This window comes from Mumia sp. zg.B21, assembly GCF_019550855.1.
In the GTDB taxonomy this organism is placed as follows: Bacteria; Actinomycetota; Actinomycetes; order Propionibacteriales; family Nocardioidaceae; genus Mumia.
This window is the reverse complement of the sequence record NZ_JAHWCJ010000002.1, coordinates 979,232-999,228: the sequence shown is the minus strand read 5'-3', so window position 1 is coordinate 999,228 and position 19,997 is coordinate 979,232. Positions and strand designations below refer to the sequence as shown.

At 70.9% G+C, this 19,997-nt stretch carries 21 protein-coding genes and 1 tRNA gene; 9 read left to right on the top strand and 13 right to left on the bottom strand.

Annotated elements, in window-relative coordinates; all coding sequences use genetic code 11:
* Positions 1 to 58: 58 nt before the first annotated feature.
* From mgrA to KV100_RS13655, 3 genes are read right to left on the bottom strand one after another with little or no spacing between them, the layout of a single operon-like run.
* Positions 59 to 1,132 carry an L-glyceraldehyde 3-phosphate reductase gene (gene mgrA / locus KV100_RS13665; protein WP_220343573.1) on the bottom strand — a complete coding sequence of 358 codons (1,074 nt, stop codon included), beginning with the start codon at positions 1,130 to 1,132 and terminating at the stop codon, positions 59 to 61.
* Positions 1,125 to 2,018 carry an HAD-IIA family hydrolase gene (locus KV100_RS13660; protein ID WP_374226668.1) on the bottom strand — a complete coding sequence of 298 codons (894 nt, stop codon included), beginning with the start codon at positions 2,016 to 2,018 and terminating at the stop codon, positions 1,125 to 1,127. Before KV100_RS13660 ends, mgrA begins: the two co-directional genes overlap by 8 nt.
* The gene (locus KV100_RS13655; RefSeq protein ID WP_220343571.1) at positions 2,005 to 2,613 is read right to left on the bottom strand and encodes a TetR/AcrR family transcriptional regulator; all 609 of its coding nucleotides are present in this window, start codon (positions 2,611 to 2,613) and stop codon (positions 2,005 to 2,007) included. Before KV100_RS13655 ends, KV100_RS13660 begins: the two co-directional genes overlap by 14 nt.
* Before the next feature lie 73 nt (positions 2,614 to 2,686).
* On the opposite strand from KV100_RS13655, the gene KV100_RS13650 reads away from it, so the two are divergent.
* Positions 2,687 to 3,715, top strand: a complete 1,029-nt coding sequence (locus KV100_RS13650; protein ID WP_220343570.1) for a hypothetical protein — start codon at positions 2,687 to 2,689, stop codon at positions 3,713 to 3,715.
* A 9-nt stretch (positions 3,716 to 3,724) separates the two neighbouring features.
* Here KV100_RS13650 and KV100_RS13645 read toward each other — a convergent pair whose 3' ends face one another.
* Positions 3,725 to 4,744, bottom strand: a complete 1,020-nt coding sequence (locus KV100_RS13645) for a CNNM domain-containing protein (protein ID WP_220343569.1) — start codon at positions 4,742 to 4,744, stop codon at positions 3,725 to 3,727.
* The gene (locus KV100_RS13640) at positions 4,741 to 6,111 is read right to left on the bottom strand and encodes a hemolysin family protein (protein WP_220343568.1); all 1,371 of its coding nucleotides are present in this window, start codon (positions 6,109 to 6,111) and stop codon (positions 4,741 to 4,743) included. Before KV100_RS13640 ends, KV100_RS13645 begins: the two co-directional genes overlap by 4 nt.
* Positions 6,112 to 6,253: 142 nt before the next feature.
* On the opposite strand from KV100_RS13640, the gene KV100_RS13635 reads away from it, so the two are divergent.
* The 3 genes from KV100_RS13635 to KV100_RS19670 are packed head-to-tail and all read left to right on the top strand — an operon-like array spanning position 6,254 to position 7,775.
* Positions 6,254 to 7,285, top strand: coding sequence for an LLM class flavin-dependent oxidoreductase (locus KV100_RS13635; RefSeq protein ID WP_220343567.1), 1,032 nt, complete (start codon positions 6,254 to 6,256; stop codon positions 7,283 to 7,285).
* Positions 7,285 to 7,590 (top strand): GNAT family N-acetyltransferase, encoded by a 306-nt coding sequence (locus KV100_RS19675; protein WP_255566144.1) that lies wholly within the window; start codon positions 7,285 to 7,287, stop codon positions 7,588 to 7,590. The genes KV100_RS13635 and KV100_RS19675 overlap by 1 nt, the downstream gene beginning before the upstream one ends.
* Positions 7,587 to 7,775: a GNAT family N-acetyltransferase gene (locus KV100_RS19670; RefSeq protein WP_255566143.1), complete on the top strand. Its 189-nt coding sequence runs from the start codon at positions 7,587 to 7,589 to the stop codon at positions 7,773 to 7,775. Before KV100_RS19675 ends, KV100_RS19670 begins: the two co-directional genes overlap by 4 nt.
* A 6-nt stretch (positions 7,776 to 7,781) precedes the next feature.
* Here KV100_RS19670 and KV100_RS13625 read toward each other — a convergent pair whose 3' ends face one another.
* The 3 genes from KV100_RS13625 to KV100_RS13615 form a co-directional block, all read right to left on the bottom strand.
* Positions 7,782 to 8,210, bottom strand: coding sequence for a protein-tyrosine phosphatase family protein (locus KV100_RS13625; protein ID WP_220343566.1), 429 nt, complete (start codon positions 8,208 to 8,210; stop codon positions 7,782 to 7,784).
* 16 nt (positions 8,211 to 8,226) lie between these two features.
* Positions 8,227 to 8,299, bottom strand: a tRNA-Arg gene (locus KV100_RS13620).
* A 26-nt stretch (positions 8,300 to 8,325) separates the two neighbouring features.
* Complete coding sequence (locus KV100_RS13615; RefSeq protein ID WP_220343565.1) at positions 8,326 to 8,895, bottom strand: protein-L-isoaspartate O-methyltransferase; 570 nt, start codon at positions 8,893 to 8,895, stop codon at positions 8,326 to 8,328.
* Positions 8,896 to 8,917: 22 nt separating this feature from the next.
* Here KV100_RS13615 and KV100_RS13610 point away from each other — a divergent pair, with 22 nt between their 5' ends.
* On the top strand, positions 8,918 to 9,262 hold the full coding sequence (locus KV100_RS13610) for a hypothetical protein (RefSeq protein WP_220343564.1): 345 nt from the start codon (positions 8,918 to 8,920) through the stop codon (positions 9,260 to 9,262).
* A 49-nt stretch (positions 9,263 to 9,311) separates the two neighbouring features.
* Here the strand turns inward: KV100_RS13610 and KV100_RS13605 are convergent, their stop codons facing one another.
* The 3 genes from KV100_RS13605 to KV100_RS13595 all read right to left on the bottom strand — a co-directional run bounded on the left by KV100_RS13605 (position 9,312) and on the right by KV100_RS13595 (position 13,101).
* Positions 9,312 to 9,851 carry a PGPGW domain-containing protein gene (locus KV100_RS13605; RefSeq protein ID WP_220343563.1) on the bottom strand — a complete coding sequence of 180 codons (540 nt, stop codon included), beginning with the start codon at positions 9,849 to 9,851 and terminating at the stop codon, positions 9,312 to 9,314.
* Positions 9,852 to 9,924: 73 nt separating this feature from the next.
* Positions 9,925 to 12,267 (bottom strand): bifunctional diguanylate cyclase/phosphodiesterase, encoded by a 2,343-nt coding sequence (locus KV100_RS13600; RefSeq protein ID WP_220343562.1) that lies wholly within the window; start codon positions 12,265 to 12,267, stop codon positions 9,925 to 9,927.
* A 132-nt stretch (positions 12,268 to 12,399) separates the two neighbouring features.
* Entirely contained in the window at positions 12,400 to 13,101 is a 702-nt protein-coding gene (locus KV100_RS13595; protein WP_220343561.1) for a metal-dependent transcriptional regulator, read from the bottom strand.
* A 54-nt stretch (positions 13,102 to 13,155) separates the two neighbouring features.
* On the opposite strand from KV100_RS13595, the gene KV100_RS13590 reads away from it, so the two are divergent.
* From KV100_RS13590 to KV100_RS13575, 4 genes are all read left to right on the top strand, one after another.
* Positions 13,156 to 14,502, top strand: coding sequence for a deoxyribodipyrimidine photo-lyase (locus KV100_RS13590; protein WP_220343560.1), 1,347 nt, complete (start codon positions 13,156 to 13,158; stop codon positions 14,500 to 14,502).
* Between the two features lie 44 nt (positions 14,503 to 14,546).
* A complete protein-coding gene (locus KV100_RS13585; RefSeq protein ID WP_220343559.1) occupies positions 14,547 to 15,299 on the top strand; it encodes a hypothetical protein in 753 nt (250 codons plus the stop codon).
* Positions 15,300 to 15,369: 70 nt separating this feature from the next.
* Positions 15,370 to 16,986, top strand: coding sequence for a glycoside hydrolase family 13 protein (locus tag KV100_RS13580; RefSeq protein WP_220343558.1), 1,617 nt, complete (start codon positions 15,370 to 15,372; stop codon positions 16,984 to 16,986).
* Positions 16,987 to 17,112: 126 nt separating this feature from the next.
* Complete coding sequence (locus KV100_RS13575) at positions 17,113 to 17,724, top strand: PadR family transcriptional regulator (protein WP_220343557.1); 612 nt, start codon at positions 17,113 to 17,115, stop codon at positions 17,722 to 17,724.
* On the opposite strand, the gene KV100_RS13570 is transcribed toward KV100_RS13575, so the two are convergent.
* Both KV100_RS13570 and pdxH read right to left on the bottom strand, forming a co-directional pair.
* Positions 17,725 to 18,993: an MFS transporter gene (locus KV100_RS13570; protein ID WP_220343556.1), complete on the bottom strand. Its 1,269-nt coding sequence runs from the start codon at positions 18,991 to 18,993 to the stop codon at positions 17,725 to 17,727.
* A gap of 313 nt (positions 18,994 to 19,306) precedes the next feature.
* Positions 19,307 to 19,948 carry a pyridoxamine 5'-phosphate oxidase gene (gene pdxH / locus KV100_RS13565; protein ID WP_220343555.1) on the bottom strand — a complete coding sequence of 214 codons (642 nt, stop codon included), beginning with the start codon at positions 19,946 to 19,948 and terminating at the stop codon, positions 19,307 to 19,309.
* Between the last annotated feature and the right edge of the window lie 49 nt (positions 19,949 to 19,997).

Here is a 19,997-nt window from a genome sequence, read left to right as displayed (position 1 = left end):
GGGGGGGTTCCATCACAAAAGGATAACGGACGGGTCGAAGATCGTCACCGCAGGAGGCTCAGGCGTCGCTCGAGCCCGCCCAGATGTTGAGATTCCCGTTCACCGCGTGCTCGTCGATCCGTCGGATCTCGTCGTCGTCGAAGTCGAGCGTCTTGAGCGCGCCGAGACTGTCCTCGAGCTGCGTCACGCTGGACGCGCCGACGAGCGCGGAGGTCACCCGCGAGTCCCGGAGCACCCACGCGATCGCCATCTGCGCCAGGGTCTGGCCCCGCTCCCGGGCGATGCCGTCGAGGGCTCGGACGTGGGCGAGGTTCTCCTCGATCATCTGCGGGTCGAGCGACTTGTCCTCCGCGGCCCTCGACCCGGCCGGGACGCCGTCGAGGTAGCGGTTGGTCAGGACCCCCTGCGCGAGGGGCGAGAAGGCGATGCACCCGACGCCGGCGTCCTCCAGCTCGTCGAGGAGCCCGTCCTCGACCCAGCGGTTGAGCATCGAGTACGACGGCTGGTGGATGAGCAGCGGGGTCCCGAGACCGCGGAGGATCTCGACCGCCTCGCGGGTGCGCTCCGGGCCGTACGAGCTGATCCCGACGTAGCGCGCCTTGCCGGCACGGACCGCGGCGTCGAGCGCCCCCATGGTCTCCTCCAGCGGGGTGTGCGGGTCGAAGCGGTGGCTGTAGAAGATGTCGACGTGGTCGAGACCCATCCGCTGCAGGGAGTCGTCGAGGCTGGAGAGGAGGTACTTCCTGGAGCCGAGGAACCCGTACGGTCCGGGCCACATGTCCCAGCCTGCCTTGGTCGAGATCACGAGCTCGTTGCGGTACGGCGCGAAGTCCTCGGCGAGGATCCGCCCGAAGTTCTTCTCCGCCGCGCCGTACGGGGGTCCGTAGTTGTTGGCGAGGTCGAAGTGCGTCACGCCAAGGTCGAAGGCACGGCGAAGGATCGCCCGTTGGGTGGCCAGCGGCTTGTCGTCACCGAAGTTGTGCCACAGGCCCAGCGAGACCGCCGGCAGCTGGAGGCCCGAGCGTCCGCAGCGGCGGAACGACGCGAGCCCGCCGTCGTCGGGGCCGGCGTAGCGGTCGTCCGACGCGCGGTAGAGGTCGTGCGGGTCCAGGATCGTGCGTCGCTCACTCATGGTCACTCCGGTCGTTGGGGGGCGGGACGACGTCGTCCACGAGGTCGGCGATCGACTCGACGACGCGTGTCGGACGGTACGGGAAACGCTCGATGTGCTCCTGACGGGTCGAGCCGGTGAGGACGAGGACGGTTCGCAGGCCGGCCTCGATCCCCGACACCACATCGGTATCCATCCTGTCGCCGACCATGACCGTGGTCTCGGAGTGAGCCTCGATGCGGTTGAGGGCGTTGCGCATCATCAGCGGGTTCGGCTTGCCGACGAAGTACGGAGCCACACCGGTCGCGCGGGTGATCAGGGCAGCGACGGACCCGGTCGCCGGGAGCGGGCCGGCCGGCGACGGGCCGGTGGAGTCGGGGTTCGTGGCGATGAAGCGAGCGCCCTTGACGATCAGCTGGATGGCGGCGGTGATGGCCTCGAAGGAGTACGTGCGCGTCTCGCCGAGGACCACGTAGTCGGGGCGCGACCGGGTCAGCACGTAGCCGACCTCGTGCAGCGCCGTGGTCATGCCCGCCTCGCCGACGACGTACGCGCTGCCGCCCGGGCGCTGGTCGGAGAGGAACTTGGCGGTCGCGAGCGCAGAGGTCCAGATGTTCTTCTCCGGGACGTCGAGTCCCGACTCGGCCAGCCGCGCCCTCAGGTCGCGAGGCGTGTAGATCGAGTTGTTGGTCAGCACGAGGAACTTGCAGCCCGACTCGGTGAGCCGGCGGAGGAACTCCGCAGCGCCTGGGATCGCGTCCTCCTCGCGGACGAGGACGCCGTCCATGTCGGTGAGCCACGTCGTGACGGGCCGGTTCTCGGTCATGGCCGAAGTATCGCTGTCCGGACCAGGGCGAGCGACCCAGACGCGGCTCCCCGCGGCGAGGGCGAGCTCACGGTGTCGCAGCGGGGGGTGTGGCGAGATCGGCGAGGTGCGCGCGTACGACCGCCCGCGACATCCGTCCTGCGTCGTCGGTCGTCGCGAGGAGCCCGTGCACGATCAGCCCGTCGACGAGCGCGGAGAGCCGCTCGGCCTCCAGGGCAGGGTCGCGCCCCGCGCCGAGCAGGCCGGCACCGGCCAGGTGGTCGACCATCGATCCGAACGCCTGCTCCAGCCGGCGGTTGGTCAGGGCCCGCTGCTCCGCGAGGTGCTGGTCGGTCAGCGACCGGACGGCGAAGGCGATCCAGACCGTGCACTCGGCCCGGCGCTCGTCGTCGAGCGGCAGCATCTCCTCGATCATCGCCGGAACGAAGACCTGCGGGCCCGCACTCCTGTCGACGCCGACGATGCGTCGCTCGATGCGGTCACCCACCAGCTCGAGCGCGAACCCGAGCAGCTCGGAGTGAGATCCAAACGAGTGCCGGAGCGACCCTGTCGACAGGCCTGCCTCGGCGGCGACGTTGCGCACCGACGCGTGGTCGAGGCCGTCGCGCACGATCACCCGCCACACCGCTCGCCCCAGCGCGTGGTGACGCTCCCGCCTGTCGATGGTCCTCGGCATTGACATTTTCTAGCACACCTGTGATGGTCAGGATCTAGCACGGTCGTACTACTACGTTGCCGGGGAGACTCCGATGAGCCAGGAAACCTCAGCCCCACCGGCTCCTGGGGTGTTCACCCACCCCCGACGGTGGATCGCTGCTGCCGCGGCCGCCTGGATCGCCTCGGCGGTGGTCCTGGTGCTGCTCGGAGGGGACCCTCTCCCTCTGGGGGACGGGCACCACGCGCCGTGGAGCACCGCCGAAAGGCTGACCGCGACGACGGTGGTGGCGGTCGACCTCGCCCTTCTCTCCGTCGTCGTCGTCCTTCTCACGCGGCGCCACCCCGGCCGGCTGATGGCCGGTCGCGGCGACATGGCCGGTCGAGCGCGGGCACGTGGCGATCTTCTGCTCCTCGCCGGGTACGCCGTCGTCGCTCAGATCGTCGGCGCCGTGCTCGGTGAGCAGATCGGAGGCACGGCGATCAGCTCCCACCTCGCGGGATCGATCCACAGCAGCGACGCCACACCCACGGTGGGGTCGGTGCTGGCGTGGGTGACGTTCAACGTGACTGCGTACGTCGTCGTCCCGCTCTGGTGGTTCGCCCGGCGCGGATCGCTCGATCGTCGGTGGTTCCACTCCCACGACCGCGGGACGGACGTCCGGGTGGTGCTGATCGTCCTCGTCTGGGAGTCGGCGTTCCAGATGCTCGTGTTCGGGGCCGCGTTCTTCGCGCTCACCGGCCGGCAGATGGCGGTCGGATCCGTGATCGCCCTGATCGTCTCGTTCCTGGGGACGGTGCTCCCGACCTTGGTGATGGTCACCGCGCTGGTGGTGCCCCTCGTCCTGAGGGCGAGCGGCTCAGCCGCCACCGCCGTCGTCTGCGGAGGTCTGGCGTACGCCGCGCTCCACGCCTTCGACGGCTGGACCGACTACCGGTCGGTCACGGCGGCGGTCCTGTCCGTGGCTCTCCTGGTCCTCCAGTACCTGCTGCCCGGCATGTTCAAGGCGCTGCTCACCGTACGGACGGGCAACGTCTGGGTGCATGCGTGGGCGTACCACGCGGTCGCCCCGCACGTCTGGGCGGACACCCCGCTGATGGTCCGCGTCTTCGGCGTCCGGTGACGGTGACGCTCACGCCACCGCGGTCCCTGGGAACAGCATCCGGAGGACGTCGGCGAGGGTGATGACACCGACGGCGCTCTCGTCCGGCCCCGTCACGACCACCAGGTGGTTGCGCCCCTCGCGCATCTGCGCCAGCGCTCGAGACAGCGGCGTCGTCGCCGCCAGCGCGAGGACCGGCCGAGCGACCGGAGCGGCCGGAGCGTCCGCCGGCAGGTCCAACGTGTCGCGGACGTGCACGACCTCACGCAGGTCTGCGCCGTCACCGAGGAGCAGGCGCAGGTGCCCCGACCGCCGGGTGGCGTCCTGCACGTCGGCGACGGTCGCTCCCCGCGGCACGGAGGTGGGTGTCGAGCCGGCGTCGCGCACCAGGTCTCCGAGGGTCGTCGAGTCGAGGTCCAGGGCGCCCGACAGCTGGGCCGAGTACGACGCGTCGAGCGCACCGACGTTCGCCGAGTGCTCGAGCAGCTGACGCAGTGCGCGCGGGTCCTGACCGGAGGCCGCCTCGTCGACCGGCTCGACGCCCACGGCTCGCACGCACCGGTTGGCCAGTGCGTTGAGCCCGATCAGCACGGGTCGGAAGACGGTCATGAACGCACGCATGGGGATCGCCAGCGCGATCGCCGAGCGTTCCGGGTGCGCGATCGCCCACGACTTCGGGGCCATCTCGCCGACGACGAGGTGGAGGAACGTCACGACCACCAGCGCCAGCACGAAGGAGGCGACGTCGGCGGTCCACAAGGGCATGCCCCACGCCTCGAGCACCGGGGTGATCGCGTGGTGGACGGCCGGCTTGGTGACGGCGCCGAGCGCCAACGTGCACGCGGTGATCCCGAGCTGCGAGCCCGCCAGGACGATCGTGAGCTCGGCGGAGCTGCGCAGGGCGGCGCGCGCCGACCTGCTGGATGCCGCCGCATCCTCGAGTCGGTGCCGCTTGGCCGCCAGCAGAGCGAACTCGACCGCCACGAAGAACGCACTGAGGGCGATGATGACGACGGTCGCCACCACGACGACCCAGGGTTGGCTGCTCATCGGTCGACCTCCGGCGTACGAGGCGCGAGCACCTGCACGCGCAGTCGGGACGGGACGTGGCGCCCGACGTCGAGCACCACCAGGCGCAGGACAGCACGCGGCGGGTCGTCGTCGAGAGCGAGCTCGGCGGGGTCTGGCGGCAGGACCACGTCGACCGAGTCTCCAACCTCGGGGAACGCGCCTCGGTAGGCGATCGCGAGGCCGGCGACGGTCTCGAAGTCGCCATCGGGGACGACGTGGTCGACGAGACGTGCCAGCTCGTCCAGCGGCAGGTCCCCGGCCGTGACCCAGATGCCGTCACCGACGGACTCGACGAAGACGTCCACGGGGTCGTGCTCGTCGGCGATCTCTCCGACCAGCTCCTCGGCGAGGTCCTCGGAGGTGAGGACGCCGACGAAGCCGCCGTACTCGTCGAGCACGCACACCAGCTGCTCGCTCCCCTCGACCATGGTGTCGAGCACGTTGGGCAGCGTCATGGAGGTCGGCACGAACAGTGGCCGGCGCATCAGGTCTGCGGCGCTCGCCCGGGCATCCTTCCGGTCGCGCACGAGCAGGTCCTCGAGGTGGACGACACCCAAGACGTCCTGGTCCGCGCCGAGAACGGGGTAGCGGGAGTGTCCGTGGCTCATCCTCGCGCGCACCTCCGCCAGGGAGGCGGACGGGCCCAAGGTGTCGACACGCGAGCGCGGGATCATCGCGTGCTCGGCATCGCGGTGAGGGAAGTCGAGGATGCGGTCGAGCAGGACCGACAGGTGGGGCGAGAGGTCACCGGACTCGCGGGAGTCGGCCACGATGTGCGCGAGGTCTCGTACGGTCGCCGCGTGCTCGACGTCGTGCACCGGCTCGATGCGCAGGGCCCGCAGCAGCAGGTTGGACGCGCGGTCGAAGACGGCGATGAGCCAGCCGAAGATCTTCAGGTAGAGCACCGTCGAGCGCGCCAGCGCGAGCGCGAGCGGCTGGGGCCTGGCGATCGCGAGGTTCTTCGGGAAGAGCTCACCGAACAGCATCTGCACGAACGTCGAGAACACCAGGGCCAGCACCGTGCCGACGGCGATGCCGACACCGCGCGGGACGTCGGCTCCACCGAGAAGGTCGCCGATCGCCTGGCCGATCAAGGGCTCGGCGACGTACCCGACGAGGAGACCGGTCACCGTGATGCCCAGCTGGGCTCCCGAGAGCATGAACGACGTCCGTCGCGTCACGGAGAGCGCACGCTCGGCTGCGGTCGAGCCGTCCGCCGCCCCGGCCCGCAGGGCCGAGCGGTCGACGGACATGTAGGCGAACTCCTGGGCCACGAAGTACGCCGTGACCGCCGTGATCGCGAGGACGACGACGACGCCGGCCAGCAGCGACAAGAACGTCACCACCGCCGTTCACCCCCTCCCAGAACCCGTTCCGGAAGGGGGTCGATACTGCCTGAGCTCATCTCACACTCTCGGTCTGGGGATCGGGCTCATCAGGACGAACGCGCCCCGCGTGACGTTCGTTCCCCGCGCTAGTGTCGGGTTCGTGAGCGACCTCGAGCTGGGCCTCGACACGTTCGGCGACATCTCGGCCGACTCTAGCGGTGAGCCGCTGCCCGCCCCGGTGGTGCTTCGCCAGGTGGTGGAGCAGGCCGTGCGCGCCGACGAGGTCGGGCTCGCGTTCATCGGCCTCGGTGAGCATCATCGCGCCGACTTCGCCATCACCGCGCCGGACATCGTGCTGGCGACCGTCGCCGGTCGCACCGAGCGCATCCGCCTCGGCTCCGCGGTCACGGTCCTCAGCTCGGACGACCCGATCCGGGTGTACGAGCGCTTCTCGACGCTCGACGCCCTCTCGAACGGGCGCGCCGAGGTGATCCTCGGCCGTGGCTCGTTCATCGAGTCGTTCGGGCTGTTCGGGCTGGACCTCGACGACTACGAGGTGCTGTTCGACGAGAAGCTGGACCTGTTCGCACGTCTGCTCGAGGAGAAGCCGGTCACGTGGTCGGGCACGATCCGTCCCCCGTTGACCGACCAGCGCGTCTATCCGCCGATCGAGTCGGGTCGGCTGCGCACGTGGATCGGTGTCGGTGGCACACCGCCCTCGGTCGAGCGCGCGGTGCGCTACCGGATCCCGATGATGCTCGCCATCATCGGTGGTCCACCGCTGCAGTTCGTCCCGTACGCCGACCACTACCGCCGCCGCCTCGCGGAGGAGGGTGTCGGCCCTCTCCCGGTCGGGATGCACTCCCCGGGTTACGTGGCCGAGAGCGACGAGCAGGCACGCGAGGAGCTTCACGACCACTGGATGGCACAGCGCGCGCAGATCGGGCGAGAGCGAGGATGGCCGCCGCCGAGCCGCAACGAGTTCGCCCAGGCAGCGGGCCCCGACGGCGCCCTGTACGTCGGATCGCCGGAGACGGTCGCCCGCAAGATCGCTCGCAACGCCGCCGCGCTCGGCGTGAGCCGCTTCGACCTCAAGTACGCCAACGGCGCGATGCGGCACGACCAGCTCCTGCGGTGCATCGAGCTGTACGGCACGCAGGTCGCACCGCTCGTGTACGACATGCTGGCGTGATGCAGATCCGTCCGGCGCTCGAGGCCGACTGGCCGTCCATCTGGCCGTTCTTCACGACCATCGTCGACTCCGGCGACTCCTACGCCTATCCCCTGGACCTCGACCTCGCGTCGGCACGGGAGCTGTGGATGGAGCGGCCCCAGGGTCGTACGACGGTGGCCGTCGACGACGAGGGCGTGGTGATCGGCTCGGCCACGATGGGACCGAACCGGCCCGGCCGCGGCGCGCACGTCGCGACGGCCAGCTTCATGGTGGATCCGCCGTTCGCCGGGCAGGCGTGGGGCGAGCGCTCGGCGTCGAGATGATCTCCTGGGCACGCGAGGCCGGCTACCGCGCGATCCAGTTCAACGCGGTGGTGGAGACCAACACGGCCGCCGTCGCGCTGTGGCGCGACCTCGGCTTCGAGATCGTCGGGACCGTCCCCGAGGCGTTCGACCACGCGACGCGAGGCCTCGTGGGTCTGCACGTGATGCACAAGCGGCTGGTCTAGCCTGCGTCACCGCGTGACCAACCCCCCGATCCACCGCCGTTGCCGACGGGTCTCCACCGCACGCGGGTGGTAGTGCCGGCGTACCCACGTCACGGCCTCGTCGACGTCCAGTCCGCCCATGACGGCAAGGGCGGCCAGCGCCGTCCCGGTCCGCCCGACGCCGCCTCCGCACGCGATCTCCACACGCTCGACGGCTGCTCGCTCGTGAGCCGATCGCAGCGCCGTCACGGCGTCGACGGTCGAGGCCGGCAGACCGAAGTCGCGCCAACGGACCCAGCGATAGGGCCAGTCGCTGACCCGCGGGTCACGACCGAGCAGGTAGACAGCGAAGTCGGGCGGGGCGACCCCGCGCCGAGGGCGGCGCAGGCCTGTCCCCCGCACACGTCGGCCGTCGGGCAGCTCCACCACCCCGACGACGGCGCCCCAGGAGTCCACGACCCCACGCTAGTCGTGCCCCCGGCTGGATTCGAACCAGCGACACCCGCTTTAGGAGAGCGGTGCTCTATCCCCTGAGCTACGGGGGCGCACCGCCCAAGACTAGCGGGGAGCCTCACCAGTCGAGCAGCGGCACGAAGCGGTACGACCCGTGCTCGCTGACGGCGACCTCCTCGTCCGTCTGACGGACGACACGAGTCATCCGCTCGGCAACCGGGACGACCATGGCACCCTGCTCTGCCAGCTGCTCGAGGAGAGGCGTGGGGAGCGATCGCGCCTGCGCCGACACCAGCACCCGGTCGTACGGCGCGTCGACCGGCCATCCCAGGACGCCCCGCTCCGCCAGCTCGACCCGAGCCTGGTCGAGATGCAGCCTCCCGAGTGCCGCAGTCGCGCGGACGCGAAGCTGGGGGACGAGCTCCACCCCCACGACCTGACCCTCTGCCCCGACCAGGGTCGCGAGAAGTGCCGTCGTCCATCCAGAACCGGCTCCGACGTCGAGGACCCGCATGCCGGGCAACACGTCGAGCAGCCGCAGCATCGCCGCGACGGTCCTCGGCTGCGAGCTGGTCTGCCCCCACCCGATCGGCAGCGGCTCGTCCAGGTCTGCGAAGCGCTTCTGGTCGTCCGGGAGGAAGTCCTCGCGTCGCAGCCGCCCCATCACCTCACTGATCTGATCCCCCATGGCCTCAAGTATGGTTCGGCCCATGGAGACGCTTCGACTCGTCCTGCTCGCGATCCACCTTCTTTCCTGGGCATTCGTGGTGGGGGCGTGGGCATCACGACTGCGGACCCCGGTCCCGATCGCCAAGGGCGTCTGGCACGCCGCGGCGACCGCTCTGGTGACCGGTCTGCTGCTCGTCGGCGTCCGCGAGATGGACGACCTCGACGTGAACCACGTCAAGATCGGCATCAAGCTGGTCGTCGCGATCGTCGTCACCGTGCTCGCGTTCGCGGCCACCCGCAAGGGCGACCGCGCCCCGGTCTGGATGGCGCACGCGATCGGAGGGCTCGCAGTCCTCAACGTGCTGATCGCGGTGCTCTGGCAGTAGCGCCGCCCGCGCGGCCGGGGCCTCCGGTGCTGCGGCTAGTGATCCTCGGCTAGCGGTCCTCGGCATCGCGTCGGCCGTCCTCGCGATCACCGACCTCGGCCTCGAGCAGCTCGGCCTCCACGAGGTCACCGTCCACCCGTTCGTCGTCGTCACCGCCGTAGCGGAAGCGCGCCACGCTGAAGCCGAGCAGGCCCAGCGCGATGACCGAGGAGATCATGAGGCTCAGTCCGGTGCCCCACCCGCTGAACGGCAGCTCCGGGCCGAGCGGTCCCACGGTCGGGACGGCCGGAGCCATCCACCAGATGACGCCGAAGGCCATCACCGAGAGCGCGCCGAGGACGCTCAGAGCGATCCTGGGCCAGGTCGCGACGCCGTAGCGGGCAGCCTCGAAGGCCTTGGCCTTGACCGGCTCGACCCGCCGCCTCGCCCACTCGTAGCGGTTGGACAGGACCGCGAGGCCCCCGAACACCATGAGCAGACCGGGGCCGGGCAGCACCAGCGCGGCGATGCCGGCCACCACGAGCAGCCATCCCAGCAGCTCCGTCCCCGTGGCGCGCAGCCACGAACCGAATCCTCGTACGGTGCTCATCACCCTCCCTCGTCCCACCGGACCAGCATGCCAAAGCGTCTGAAACGGCCGACCGTCCTGCGGCCCACCGTGGTCACCGCCGCCGCAGCGAGGCCGCCCGCGCCCGCTGCCCCGACCAGCGGACAAGAGTCGCCGGACTCATCGGTCCGCCGAAGTAGTAGCCCTGGAGCGCGAGCGTGCGACGCCCGCGAGCACTGAGGTCCGAGAGGACGGCCTCCACCTGCGACCGCCGCTCGATGCCCTCCACGACCGTCTTGAGATTCGTGGCCGACGCCATCTCGAGCATCGAGGTGAGGAACGCCGCCTGCTCCTCGCCCGTGTCGACGTCTCGCGAGAAGACCCGGTCGAGCTTCAGCACCTGCACGGGCAGCCGCATCAACCGTTCGAGCGAGGAGAATCCCACCCCGAAGTCGTCGACCGCCAGGATCGCCCCGCGTTCGACCAGGTCCTCCATCACCCTCGACTCGATGACCTCCTCACTGATCGTCTCCGTCTCGGTGATCTCGAGCGTCAGCGGATGCGGGGCCAGCAGGCCGATGGCGCGATGGATGCGAGCGAGAAACCGCGGCGAGTCGAGCTGACGCGCAGACAGGTTGATCGCGATCGCGGTGTCGGGGTCGAGCGCGTGACCGAGCTGCTCCAGGTCGTCGCAGACCTGGTCGAGCACCAGCTCACCGATCGGCTCGATGAGGTTGGCATCCTCGGCGAGCGGGATGAACTCCTCCGGTGAGACGACCTCGCCGTCCTCGGTCCACCGGGCCAGTGCTTCCACGGCAAGGAGCCGCTGCTCGTCGGCGGAGACGATCGGTTGGTACACGACACGGAGCCGGCGCTCGTCGATCGCCCGGCGCAACCGGTCGACCAGCTCCAAGGACCGCACGCGCTCCTCCCCCATGGCCGCACGGTAGACGACGACGCGGCCACCGCCTTCTCGTTTGGCCACGTACATCGCGATGTCGGCGTTGCGCAGGAGCTCGGAGGCACTCACGCGTTCCGTGTCGGTCCACGAGACGCCGATGCTGGTGGCGATCTCGATCGTGCGGGCGTCCAGCACCATCGGTCGGGCGACTATCTCGCCGACCTGCGCGGCGAGATCCATCGTGCGCTCGCGGAGTCCGACCGCTCCGCTCGCCGACGCCGTCACGAGGATGGCGAACTCGTCGCCGCCGAGGCGAGCCACCCGCACGTCGTCGGGAAGGTCGGCGACGAGGCGGCGCGCGATCTCCACCAGCGCTGCGTCGCCGCTCGCATGTCCCAGCTGGTCGTTGACCCGCTTGAAGCCGTCGAGGTCGCAGAACAGGATCGCGCACGACTGTCTCCCGCCCTCGGCGGACAACGCCTCGTCCACGGTGTCGAGGAAGACCGCGCGGTTGCTCAACCGCGTCAGCGGATCGCGCTCCGCGCTGTCGACGAGGTCACGGTTCATCCGCATCCGCGACAGTGCCTCCTCGGCCTGCTGGGCGATCGACTCCAGGGCCTCCGTGCGTCGGAGCGTCGCGGCCTGCGGGCCACCGGTGCCGTGGATCACGAGCCAGTAGACGTCGTCGCCGGAGATGAAGAGCCGCCGGACGTCACCGGGAGCGGGCAGCTCGCTCCGCAGTCCGGAGCCGGCGGACTTCCCGAGTCGCCGGACCCCCGCGTCGAGCACGGCCAGCACCTCCCCCTCCGTCGAGGCGGAGTGGAGCGCGTTCGCGGTCTCGAACAGCACCTTGAGCCGCCGCGCGGTCTCGCGCTCGCGGGTGAGACCCTTCACCGCCATCAGCACGATCGCCAGCGCAGGCAGGACCGCGAGAAGCGCCCACGGTGACACCGCCCGGTAGAGGAGCACCGAGACGTAGCCCATCGCGGTCACCCCGACGTACAGCCCGTAGAGGGTGAGGACCTCGTATCCCCGCGCCGCGATGCTCCCGGGGTCGGGCGGCTCGGCGGCGTGGACACGCAGCACCGAGACACCGATGTCGATCAGGAACGCGAGCGTGAAGGCCGCCCCGACAACCATCACCTCGCGGTAGCCGGACGTCCCGGTGCCCAGGATCGACACCACGGCGACGGCGACGGCACCGCAGACGATGGAGAGCGACGCGTCGAACGCTCGAGGGGCCCGCGCCACCGGCACGAGCTGGGCCAGCACGACGCCGATGATCCAGAGGGAGAGGGCCTGCGGCCAGTCGAGCGCGAGCGACAGCATCACCAGGACGCAGAACTCGGTGCCCACCGCCAGCCAGTCGTCATAGCGGTCGAGGTAGAGCGGCGCCGCGCTGGTGAGCACGATCGCCGGGACGGCGAGCAGCCACCACGGGTCGAGAGACTCTCCCTGCGCGACGAGCGCCGCCACGGTGAGCACGGTGACCACGACGGCCGCGAGCACCACGGAGGCGCTGAGGAACCAGCGTGCGTGACGCTGCGCTGCGTTCATCGTGTCCCCCCGGTCGTCGGTCGACCTAGCAGCCCGCCGACCTCATGAGCACCCTGCACCATCGGCCCGGCAGCCCGCGAGTCCGAGCGTCGCGGGCACGACGCCGGGAGGAGTCGGAGCCGGGGGCGACGCTCACGGCCGCGTGACGAAGATGTGGCTGGCGGCGTCCGCGTCGATCTCCGCCGTCTCGCCGCCCCGCGCGACGACGACACCGCCGTCGGGCGCCGAGGACACGAGAACGTCGTTGCCGGGGAGCACACCGACGCGACGCAGGACCGACATCGCGGTCGTGTCCTTCTGCAGCTCCTCGCCGATGCGTCGCACCACGAGCCGCGACGCATCACCGTTGGTCGCCAGGGTCGCCGTCAGGTGCATCACGCCGGCCCCGAGGAACGCCTCGGCCTGCACCGCCGCCTCGTCCAGCTCGCCCAGCCCGGGGATGGGCGTGCCGTACGGCGACTCGGTCGGGTGCTCGAGCAGTCGGACCAGCTTGCGCTCGACCTGCTCGGAGATGACGTGCTCCCAACGGCACGCCTCCTCGTGCACGTACTCGATCTCGAGCCCGATGATGTCGGTCAGGAGGCGCTCGGCGAGGCGGTGCTTGCGCATCACCCGCGTGGCGAGCGCGCGCCCCTGGTCGGACAGCTCGAGGTGGCGGTCGCCCTCGACGGTGAGCAGCCCGTCCCGCTCCATCCGCGCTACCGTCTGGCTGACCGTGGGCCCGCTCTGGTGGAGACGCTCGGCGATGCGCGCGCGCAGAGGGACGATGCCCTCTTCCTCGAGCTCGTAGATGGTCCGCAGGTACATCTCGGTGGTGTCGATCAGGTCGCTCACGCGCCTATTGTTCCAGATCGTGCACAGACCCCGTGCACCGTCGAGGATGGGCGGATGCCGATCTCGGTGCTGTGGTTCCGGCGAGACCTCCGCCTCGGGGACAACCCGGCCCTCGTGACGGCGTTGGAGGCCGGCGGCGACGGCGTCGTCCCGCTCTTCGTCCTGGACCCGCGGTTGTGGGACGCGGCCCCGCCGCCGAGACGGGCCTACCTCGCGGGCTCGCTGCGCGACCTCTCCCGACGACTGGGCGCCACGGGACTCCACGTGGTCGCCGGGGACCCTGCGAGAGAGGTGGTCGGGGTGGCCCGCCGGGTCGGCGCGGCCAGCGTGCACGTCGCGGGCGACCACACGCCGTACGGACGCCGCCGAGACACCCGGGTCGCCGACGCCCTCGGCGAGCACGGCGTCGCGCTCGTCCGCACCGGCTCGCCGTACGCGGTCGCTCCCGGCCGGGTGACCAGGCGCGACGGGGGCCGCTACCAGGTCTTCACCCCCTACTACGCCGCCTGGCTCGAGCACGGTTGGCGGGCGCCCGCACGAGACCCCCATGACGCGGTGTGGGTGTCGCCAGGTCCGCCCACCGTCGAGGTCCCCGACGCCGAGCTGCCGGACGGTCTCGCCCTCCCCGTCCCAGGAGAGGTCGCGGCCCGACGGCGGTGGGACGAGTTCGTGGCCGACGGCCTCGACGACTACGCGACCGAACGGGACCTTCCCGGTGACGACCGCACCTCACGGATGTCGGTGCACCTGCGGTGGGGCGAGATCCACCCCCGCACCCTGCTCGCCGGGCTCGGACGTGGCCCGGGCTCCGAGGCGTACCGTCGGGAGCTGGCGTTCCGCGAGTTCTACGCCGAGGTGCTCGACCAGCGCCCGGACTCGGCGTGGGATCCGTGGGTGCCGGCCTTCGCCTCGATGGCCTACGACACTCCCGCGGGCGACCTCGAGGCGTGGAAGGAGGGACGTACGGGGATCCCGGTCGTGGACGCGGGCATGCGGCAGCTGCTCGCGCAGGGGTGGATGCACAACCGCGTGCGGATGATCGTGGCGAGCTTCCTGGTGAAGGACCTGCATCTGGCGTGGCAGCACGGCGCACGCCACTTCGCCGAGCACCTCGTCGACTTCGACCTCGCCTCCAACCAGCACAACTGGCAGTGGGTGGCCGGCTGCGGCACGGACGCGGCGCCCTACTTCCGGGTCTTCAACCCGGTCACCCAGGCGAAGAAGTTCGACCGAGACGGCACCTACGTACGCCGGTGGGTTCCCGAGCTCGCCGACGTCTCGACCCGGTGGGTGCACGAACCCTGGCTGCTCCCGGACCCGCCGGCGAGCTATCCGCCGCCACTGGTCGACCACGCCGAAGAGCGCCGGGAGGCGCTGCGGAGGTACGAGGAGATCCGCTGACCCGCCCTGGTCCGACGGGCGCCGCCGCATGAGAGCGTGGCCCGATGACGACCACGACCATCTCGCGGCAGTTCAACGGACCGGACAGCTCCGGCAACGGAGGCTACGTCGCCGGACTGGTCTCGCACCCCGTCGCCGACCACGGCGCCGCCGTGGTGACGTCGACGCTGCGGGTCCCGCCGCCGCTCGACGTCCCGCTGGACCTCGCCTTCGACGGGCACCGGTCGGTGCTCTCCGACGGCGCGACAGTGGTGGCCGACGCGGTCGCAGGAGCCTTCGACGTGGATCCCGCGCCGTTCGTCGGGGAGGTCCTCGCCCGCTTGGGGAGCGAGGCGTACGAGGGGCGTGTCGAGCATCCGTTCCCGCACTGCTTCACCTGCGGGACGGCGCGGAAGCCCGGTGACGGGTTGCTCGTGTTCTCGGGTCCGGTCGACGACCCGGGGTTCCCCGGCACGGTGGCGGCGAGCTGGACGCCGCACCCGGCCTTCGCCGACGGCGAGGGCCGCCTCGGCACGGAGGTCGTCTGGGCGGCGATCGACTGCCCGGGCGGCTGGGCAGCACACATCGACCAGACCCCGATGGTGTTGGGGCGGATGACCGGTCAGATCCTCTCGCCCGTCGTCACCGGGCACGACTACGTCAGCGTGGGCACGCTTCGCGGCGTCGACGGGCGCAAGCACCGCACCGGCACCGCGCTCTACGGCGTCGACGGGACGCTCGTCGCGCGTGCGGAGCAGACCTGGATCGCGATCGACATCACCGACTTCCGCCGACCGACTCGTCACGTACCCGCCTAGACTTGTCGTGCCCTGCTCGCACCGCTGAGGGCCGCGGACGCGACCGCCGCCCCCCACGGAGGAACCACTCGTGACCCAGTCCTCAGAGTCTGTCGTGCCATGGTGGCGCAACGCCGTCTGCTACGAGATCTACGTCCGCTCGTTCGCCGACGCCGACGGTGACGGGGTCGGCGACCTCTTGGGCGTCACCTCTCGGCTCGACTACCTGGAGCAGCTCAACGTCGACGCGCTGTGGCTCACGCCGTTCTACCGCTCGCCGCAGGCCGACCACGGCTACGACGTGGCCGACTACCGCGACGTCGACCCGCTCTTCGGCACGCTCGCCGACTTCGACGAGATGCTCGCCGGCGCCCACGAGCGCGGTCTCAAGGTCATCGTCGACCTCGTGCCCAACCACACGGCCTCGGCTCACCCGTGGTTCCAGGAAGCCCTCCGGGCGGGCCGGGGCAGCTCGGCACGAGAGCGCTACCTCTTCCGGGACGGCCGCGGACCCGACGGCTCGCTGCCGCCCAACAACTGGCAGTCGGTGTTCGGCGGCCCGGCGTGGACCCGGGTCGAGGACGGCCAGTGGTACCTCCACCTGTTCGACGCCGGGCAGCCCGACCTCAACTGGGATCACCCGGAGGTCGGCGAGGAGTTCGAGTCGGTGCTGCGCTTCTGGCTCGACAGGGGCGTGGACGGCTTCCGCGTCGACGTGGCGCACGGCCTCTTCAAGGCGTCCGGCATGCCCGACGTCGAAGGGCTCGGACCCGCGGGCGAGACGCTCGACGCCACGATGACCGAGTGGGACCGCCCCTACTGGAACCAGCCGGGCGTGCACGAGGTCTACCGCGGCTGGCGCACGGTGCTCGACTCCTACCCCGGTGACCGGATGATGATCGGTGAGGCGTGGGTCGGCTCGGCCGAGGCGATGGCGCACTACGTCCGCCCTGACGAGATGCACCAGGTCTTCAACTTCCACTGGCTCTCGACTCCCTTCTCCGCGCCCGCGCTACGCCGCGTCCTGGACGAGACGTACGCCGCGGTGGGCCCGGTCGGCGCGAGCCCCACGTGGGTGCTCTCCAACCACGACGTCGTCCGTACGGTCACCCACTACGGTGGTGGCGACCTCGGGCTGTCTCGGGCCAAGGCGGCGATGTTGACGATGCTGGCTCTGCCCGGGTCCGCGTACGTCTACCAGGGCGAAGAGCTCGGCCTCCCCCAGGTCGACGTGGCTCCCGAGGACCGGCAGGACCCGACCTGGCTGCGCGGCGGCGGGGTCGGTCGCGACGGCTGCCGGGTCCCGATGCCGTGGTCGGGCTCGGAGCCTCCGTTCGGCTTCTCCCCCGGCGGACCCGGGGAGGTCCGCACATGGATCCCGCAGCCAGACTGGTTCCGTGATTACACCGTCGAGCACGAGACCCGCGACCCGTACTCGACGCTGAACTTCCTCACGTTCGCCCTGCAGCAACGTCGAGAGCTCGTCGGCGGCCTCTCGACGACCTTCGAGATGCTGGAGCGCGGTGACGACGTGGTCGCGTTCCGGCGTGACGGTGTCGACGGTGCGCGTGGTCTGGTGTGCGTCGTCAACTGCGGAACGGTCGACCATCCGGTCGACGATCTCGGCACGCCGGTCGTGCTCTCCGCGGCGCTCGCCGAGGGCACCGGTCAGCTCCTTCCCGACTCGGCGGCCTGGTTCCTGTCCTGACGCCGTTCGCCGAGCCCTTCGTCGAGCCGATCGAGATGAACGCAGGCGCTGCGGCGTGCGCGATTGCGTAACGATATATCGCGTTCTATCATCGATACTCCAACGCTTGCCACAGGAGGATGCCTCGTGCGAAACCCAGACTTCGACCTCAGAGAGACCTTCGATCCCACCTCCGGGCGTCGCCGACCGCGTCCAGGTCGTCGCGACCCGCGCGGCCGCGGTCACGGCCATGGTCCCGGATTCGGCCCTGACTTCGGCCCCGGCTCAGGTCCCGGCTTCGGCGAGCGCCGGCGTGGCGGGCCCCGCGCCCGCCGTGGCGCCGTACGCCTCGCCGCGCTCTCGGTCCTGGCCGACGGCCCGACCAACGGGTACGGCCTGATCACCACCTTCACCGAGCGCACCGAGGGACGGTGGCGGCCCAGCCCGGGGTCCATCTACCCCGTGCTCCGACGGCTGACCGCGGACGGCCTCGTCGAGCCCGTCGATGCGGAGGGCACCCAGTTCCAGATCACCGAGGACGGTGCCGCCTACCTCGCCGATCACGCCGCGGAGGTCGCGCAGGCCTGGGACAGCGGGCGACCCGGCTCGCAGACCCAGGAGGAGCTGCACGTCAGCGCACGCAAGCTCGTACGGGCCGCCCGCCAGGTGGGCGAGGACGGCAGCGACGACCAGCGCGAGCGGGCCGCTCAGATCCTGGACGAGGCGCGCCGTCAGCTCTACGGCCTGCTGGCCGAGTGACTACGGCGACGGGTCGCGTGCGTCGTAGGTGAGGAAGCCCCGCTGGAGGGCGACCGCCACCAGCGTCCCGACGACGCACGCGACTCCGCCGCAGAGCATCGCGACCGCGATCGTCGTGATCTCGGCGAGCGATCCGGCCAGGAACTCGCCGAGGCGCGGGCCGCCGGCGACGACGACCGTGAACAGACCCTGGAGCCTCCCCCGCAGCGCGTCGGGGGCCGCCTGCTGGAGCATCGTGCTCCGGTACGCCGCGCTCACCATGTCGGCCGATCCCGAGAACGCCAGCATCGTCACCACGAGCCACATCAACCCCGGCGCACCGATCGCACTCGCACCCGCGAGCGCCACGGCGACCCCGTACGCGACGACGGCCACCACGATCGCGACCCCGTGACGGTGCACGCGCCCGACCCATCCCGAGAGCATGAACGCCACCAAGGACCCGATCGCCGGCGCGGCCTGCAGCAGCCCGAGCGCCGACGGCCCGCCCGCATAGACCGTCAGCGCGAGCGCGGGGAACAGCGCCCGGGGCTGCGCCAGCACCATCGCGCACAGGTCGAGGACGAACGTCATGCGCAGGTTCGGCGCGCGCCGCAACCACGCCATCCCCTCGACCACCGACCGGAAGCCCGGCACCCCCCGAGGCGCCTCGAGGGGCGGGATCGGCGGCAGGCGCACCAGCGCGTAGACGGCGGCGGTGAACGTCACGAGGTCGATCGCGTACGTCGCCGCCACCCCGAGCCAGGCGATCACGACACCGCCGACCAACGGGCCCACGGTGAAGCCCAGGTTGTACGCCGCCATGCTCAGCGCGTTGGCCGCCGGGAGCAGGTGCGCCGGGATCAGCCGCGGGATGATCGCGGACCGTGCCGGGCTGTTCACCGCGAACAGACCCGACTGGACCGCGACCACGGCGTACAGCAGGACCACCGACTCGAGGCCCACCAGCGCCTGCGCCAACAGCACCGCCGTGCACACCCAGAGCCCGACCGCGGTCACGAGCGCGACCGTCCGCCGGTCGAAGTGGTCGACCAGCGCCCCGCCGTACAGGCCGAGCACGATCAACGGGACCAGGGCGACGATCCCGAGGACCCCGACCGCGAAGGAAGAGTCGGTGATCACGAAGACCTGGTAGGCGACCGTGACCGTCGCCGTCTGCTGACCCAGCTGAGACACCGTGTGGCCGACCCAGAGACGCCGGTAGTCGACCGACTCCCGGAGCGGACGGATGTCGGTGAGGATCCGCCCTACGCCCCGTGGTGCCGTCACGGGAACGATTGTCCCGCCCTGCGGATCACCCTGGGGATCGCCTCTGGAACCGGCCCGGGAAAGGGGTTGGCCCGGGCCGGAGCGCGGCGTAATCTCGTCCGTACACGGGAAGGAGGTGGTCCGAAGAATGATTGACTTCAGGACATGTGAGGTGGCTGTCAGCTAGCCACGGTGCCGTGGGAACGCCAGCACCGTGCGGCGAATCCCAGGCAGCCACCCGACCCGCGGGGGCCGAGAGCAAAGTCCGCTCGGCACGCAAACCCCGCGGGTCGTTCCTGTCTTCACCCTCCTGCGGCCCGGCCCTCTGCCCGGCCTACGGCGCGAGACGCTCGCGAAGCCATTGCCCACCGACGGCACGGAAGCGGATCCGGTCGTGCATGCGGCCCGAGCGTCCCTGCCAGAACTCGATCGAGTCGATGGACACGCGATAGCCGCCCCACCACATGGGACGCGCCACGTCGTCGGGGTACGAGACCTCCGCCGCGTCGTACGCCCGCTCGAGGGCGACCCGGTCGGCGACCACCCGCGACTGGTCGGAGGCGACGGCGCCCAGCTGGGACGCCCGAGGCCGTGAGCTGAAGTACTCATCGCTCTCGCTGTCAGACACCCGCGTCACCGAGCCCTCGATCCGGACCTGCCGCTGCAACGGGTGCCACAGCATCACCAACGCCGCGTGCGGGTTGCCCTCGAGGTCGTCGCCCTTGCGCGACTCACGGTTGGTGTAGAAGACCGCCCCCTCGGCGTCGAAGCCCTTGAGGAGCACGATCCGGACCGACGGCAGCGCACCGGGCGTCGCCGTCGCCAGCGCCATCGCGTTCGGCTCGTGCATCCCCGAGGCGACCGCCTGGTCGAACCACGTCCCGAAGAGCCACACCGGGTCGTGCCCGGCGTCGGCCTCGCTCAGTCCGGATGCCTCGTACTCCTCGCGCAGTGCCGCGATCGCGTGGGACTCCATGGACAGCACCCTACGAGACCTGGCGTTGCGCGGGCGGGGCAGAATGACT

Bases quoted from the DNA above. Each gene is read 5' to 3' on its own strand.
- mgrA (WP_220343573.1), bottom strand. From the start codon at position 1,132: ATGAGTGAGCGACGCACGATCCTGGACCCGCACGACCTCTACCGCGCG.
- KV100_RS13655 (WP_220343571.1), bottom strand. From the start codon at position 2,613: ATGCCGAGGACCATCGACAGGCGGGAGCGTCACCACGCGCTGGGGCGA.
- KV100_RS13650 (WP_220343570.1), top strand. From the start codon at position 2,687: ATGAGCCAGGAAACCTCAGCCCCACCGGCTCCTGGGGTGTTCACCCAC.
- KV100_RS13645 (WP_220343569.1), bottom strand. From the start codon at position 4,744: ATGAGCAGCCAACCCTGGGTCGTCGTGGTGGCGACCGTCGTCATCATC.
- KV100_RS19675 (WP_255566144.1), top strand. From the start codon at position 7,285: ATGCAGATCCGTCCGGCGCTCGAGGCCGACTGGCCGTCCATCTGGCCG.
- KV100_RS19670 (WP_255566143.1), top strand. From the start codon at position 7,587: ATGATCTCCTGGGCACGCGAGGCCGGCTACCGCGCGATCCAGTTCAAC.
- KV100_RS13615 (WP_220343565.1), bottom strand. From the start codon at position 8,895: ATGGGGGATCAGATCAGTGAGGTGATGGGGCGGCTGCGACGCGAGGAC.
- KV100_RS13610 (WP_220343564.1), top strand. From the start codon at position 8,918: ATGGAGACGCTTCGACTCGTCCTGCTCGCGATCCACCTTCTTTCCTGG.
- KV100_RS13605 (WP_220343563.1), bottom strand. From the start codon at position 9,851: ATGAGCACCGTACGAGGATTCGGTTCGTGGCTGCGCGCCACGGGGACG.
- KV100_RS13600 (WP_220343562.1), bottom strand. From the start codon at position 12,267: ATGAACGCAGCGCAGCGTCACGCACGCTGGTTCCTCAGCGCCTCCGTG.
- KV100_RS13590 (WP_220343560.1), top strand. From the start codon at position 13,156: ATGCCGATCTCGGTGCTGTGGTTCCGGCGAGACCTCCGCCTCGGGGAC.
- KV100_RS13585 (WP_220343559.1), top strand. From the start codon at position 14,547: ATGACGACCACGACCATCTCGCGGCAGTTCAACGGACCGGACAGCTCC.
- pdxH (WP_220343555.1), bottom strand. From the start codon at position 19,948: ATGGAGTCCCACGCGATCGCGGCACTGCGCGAGGAGTACGAGGCATCC.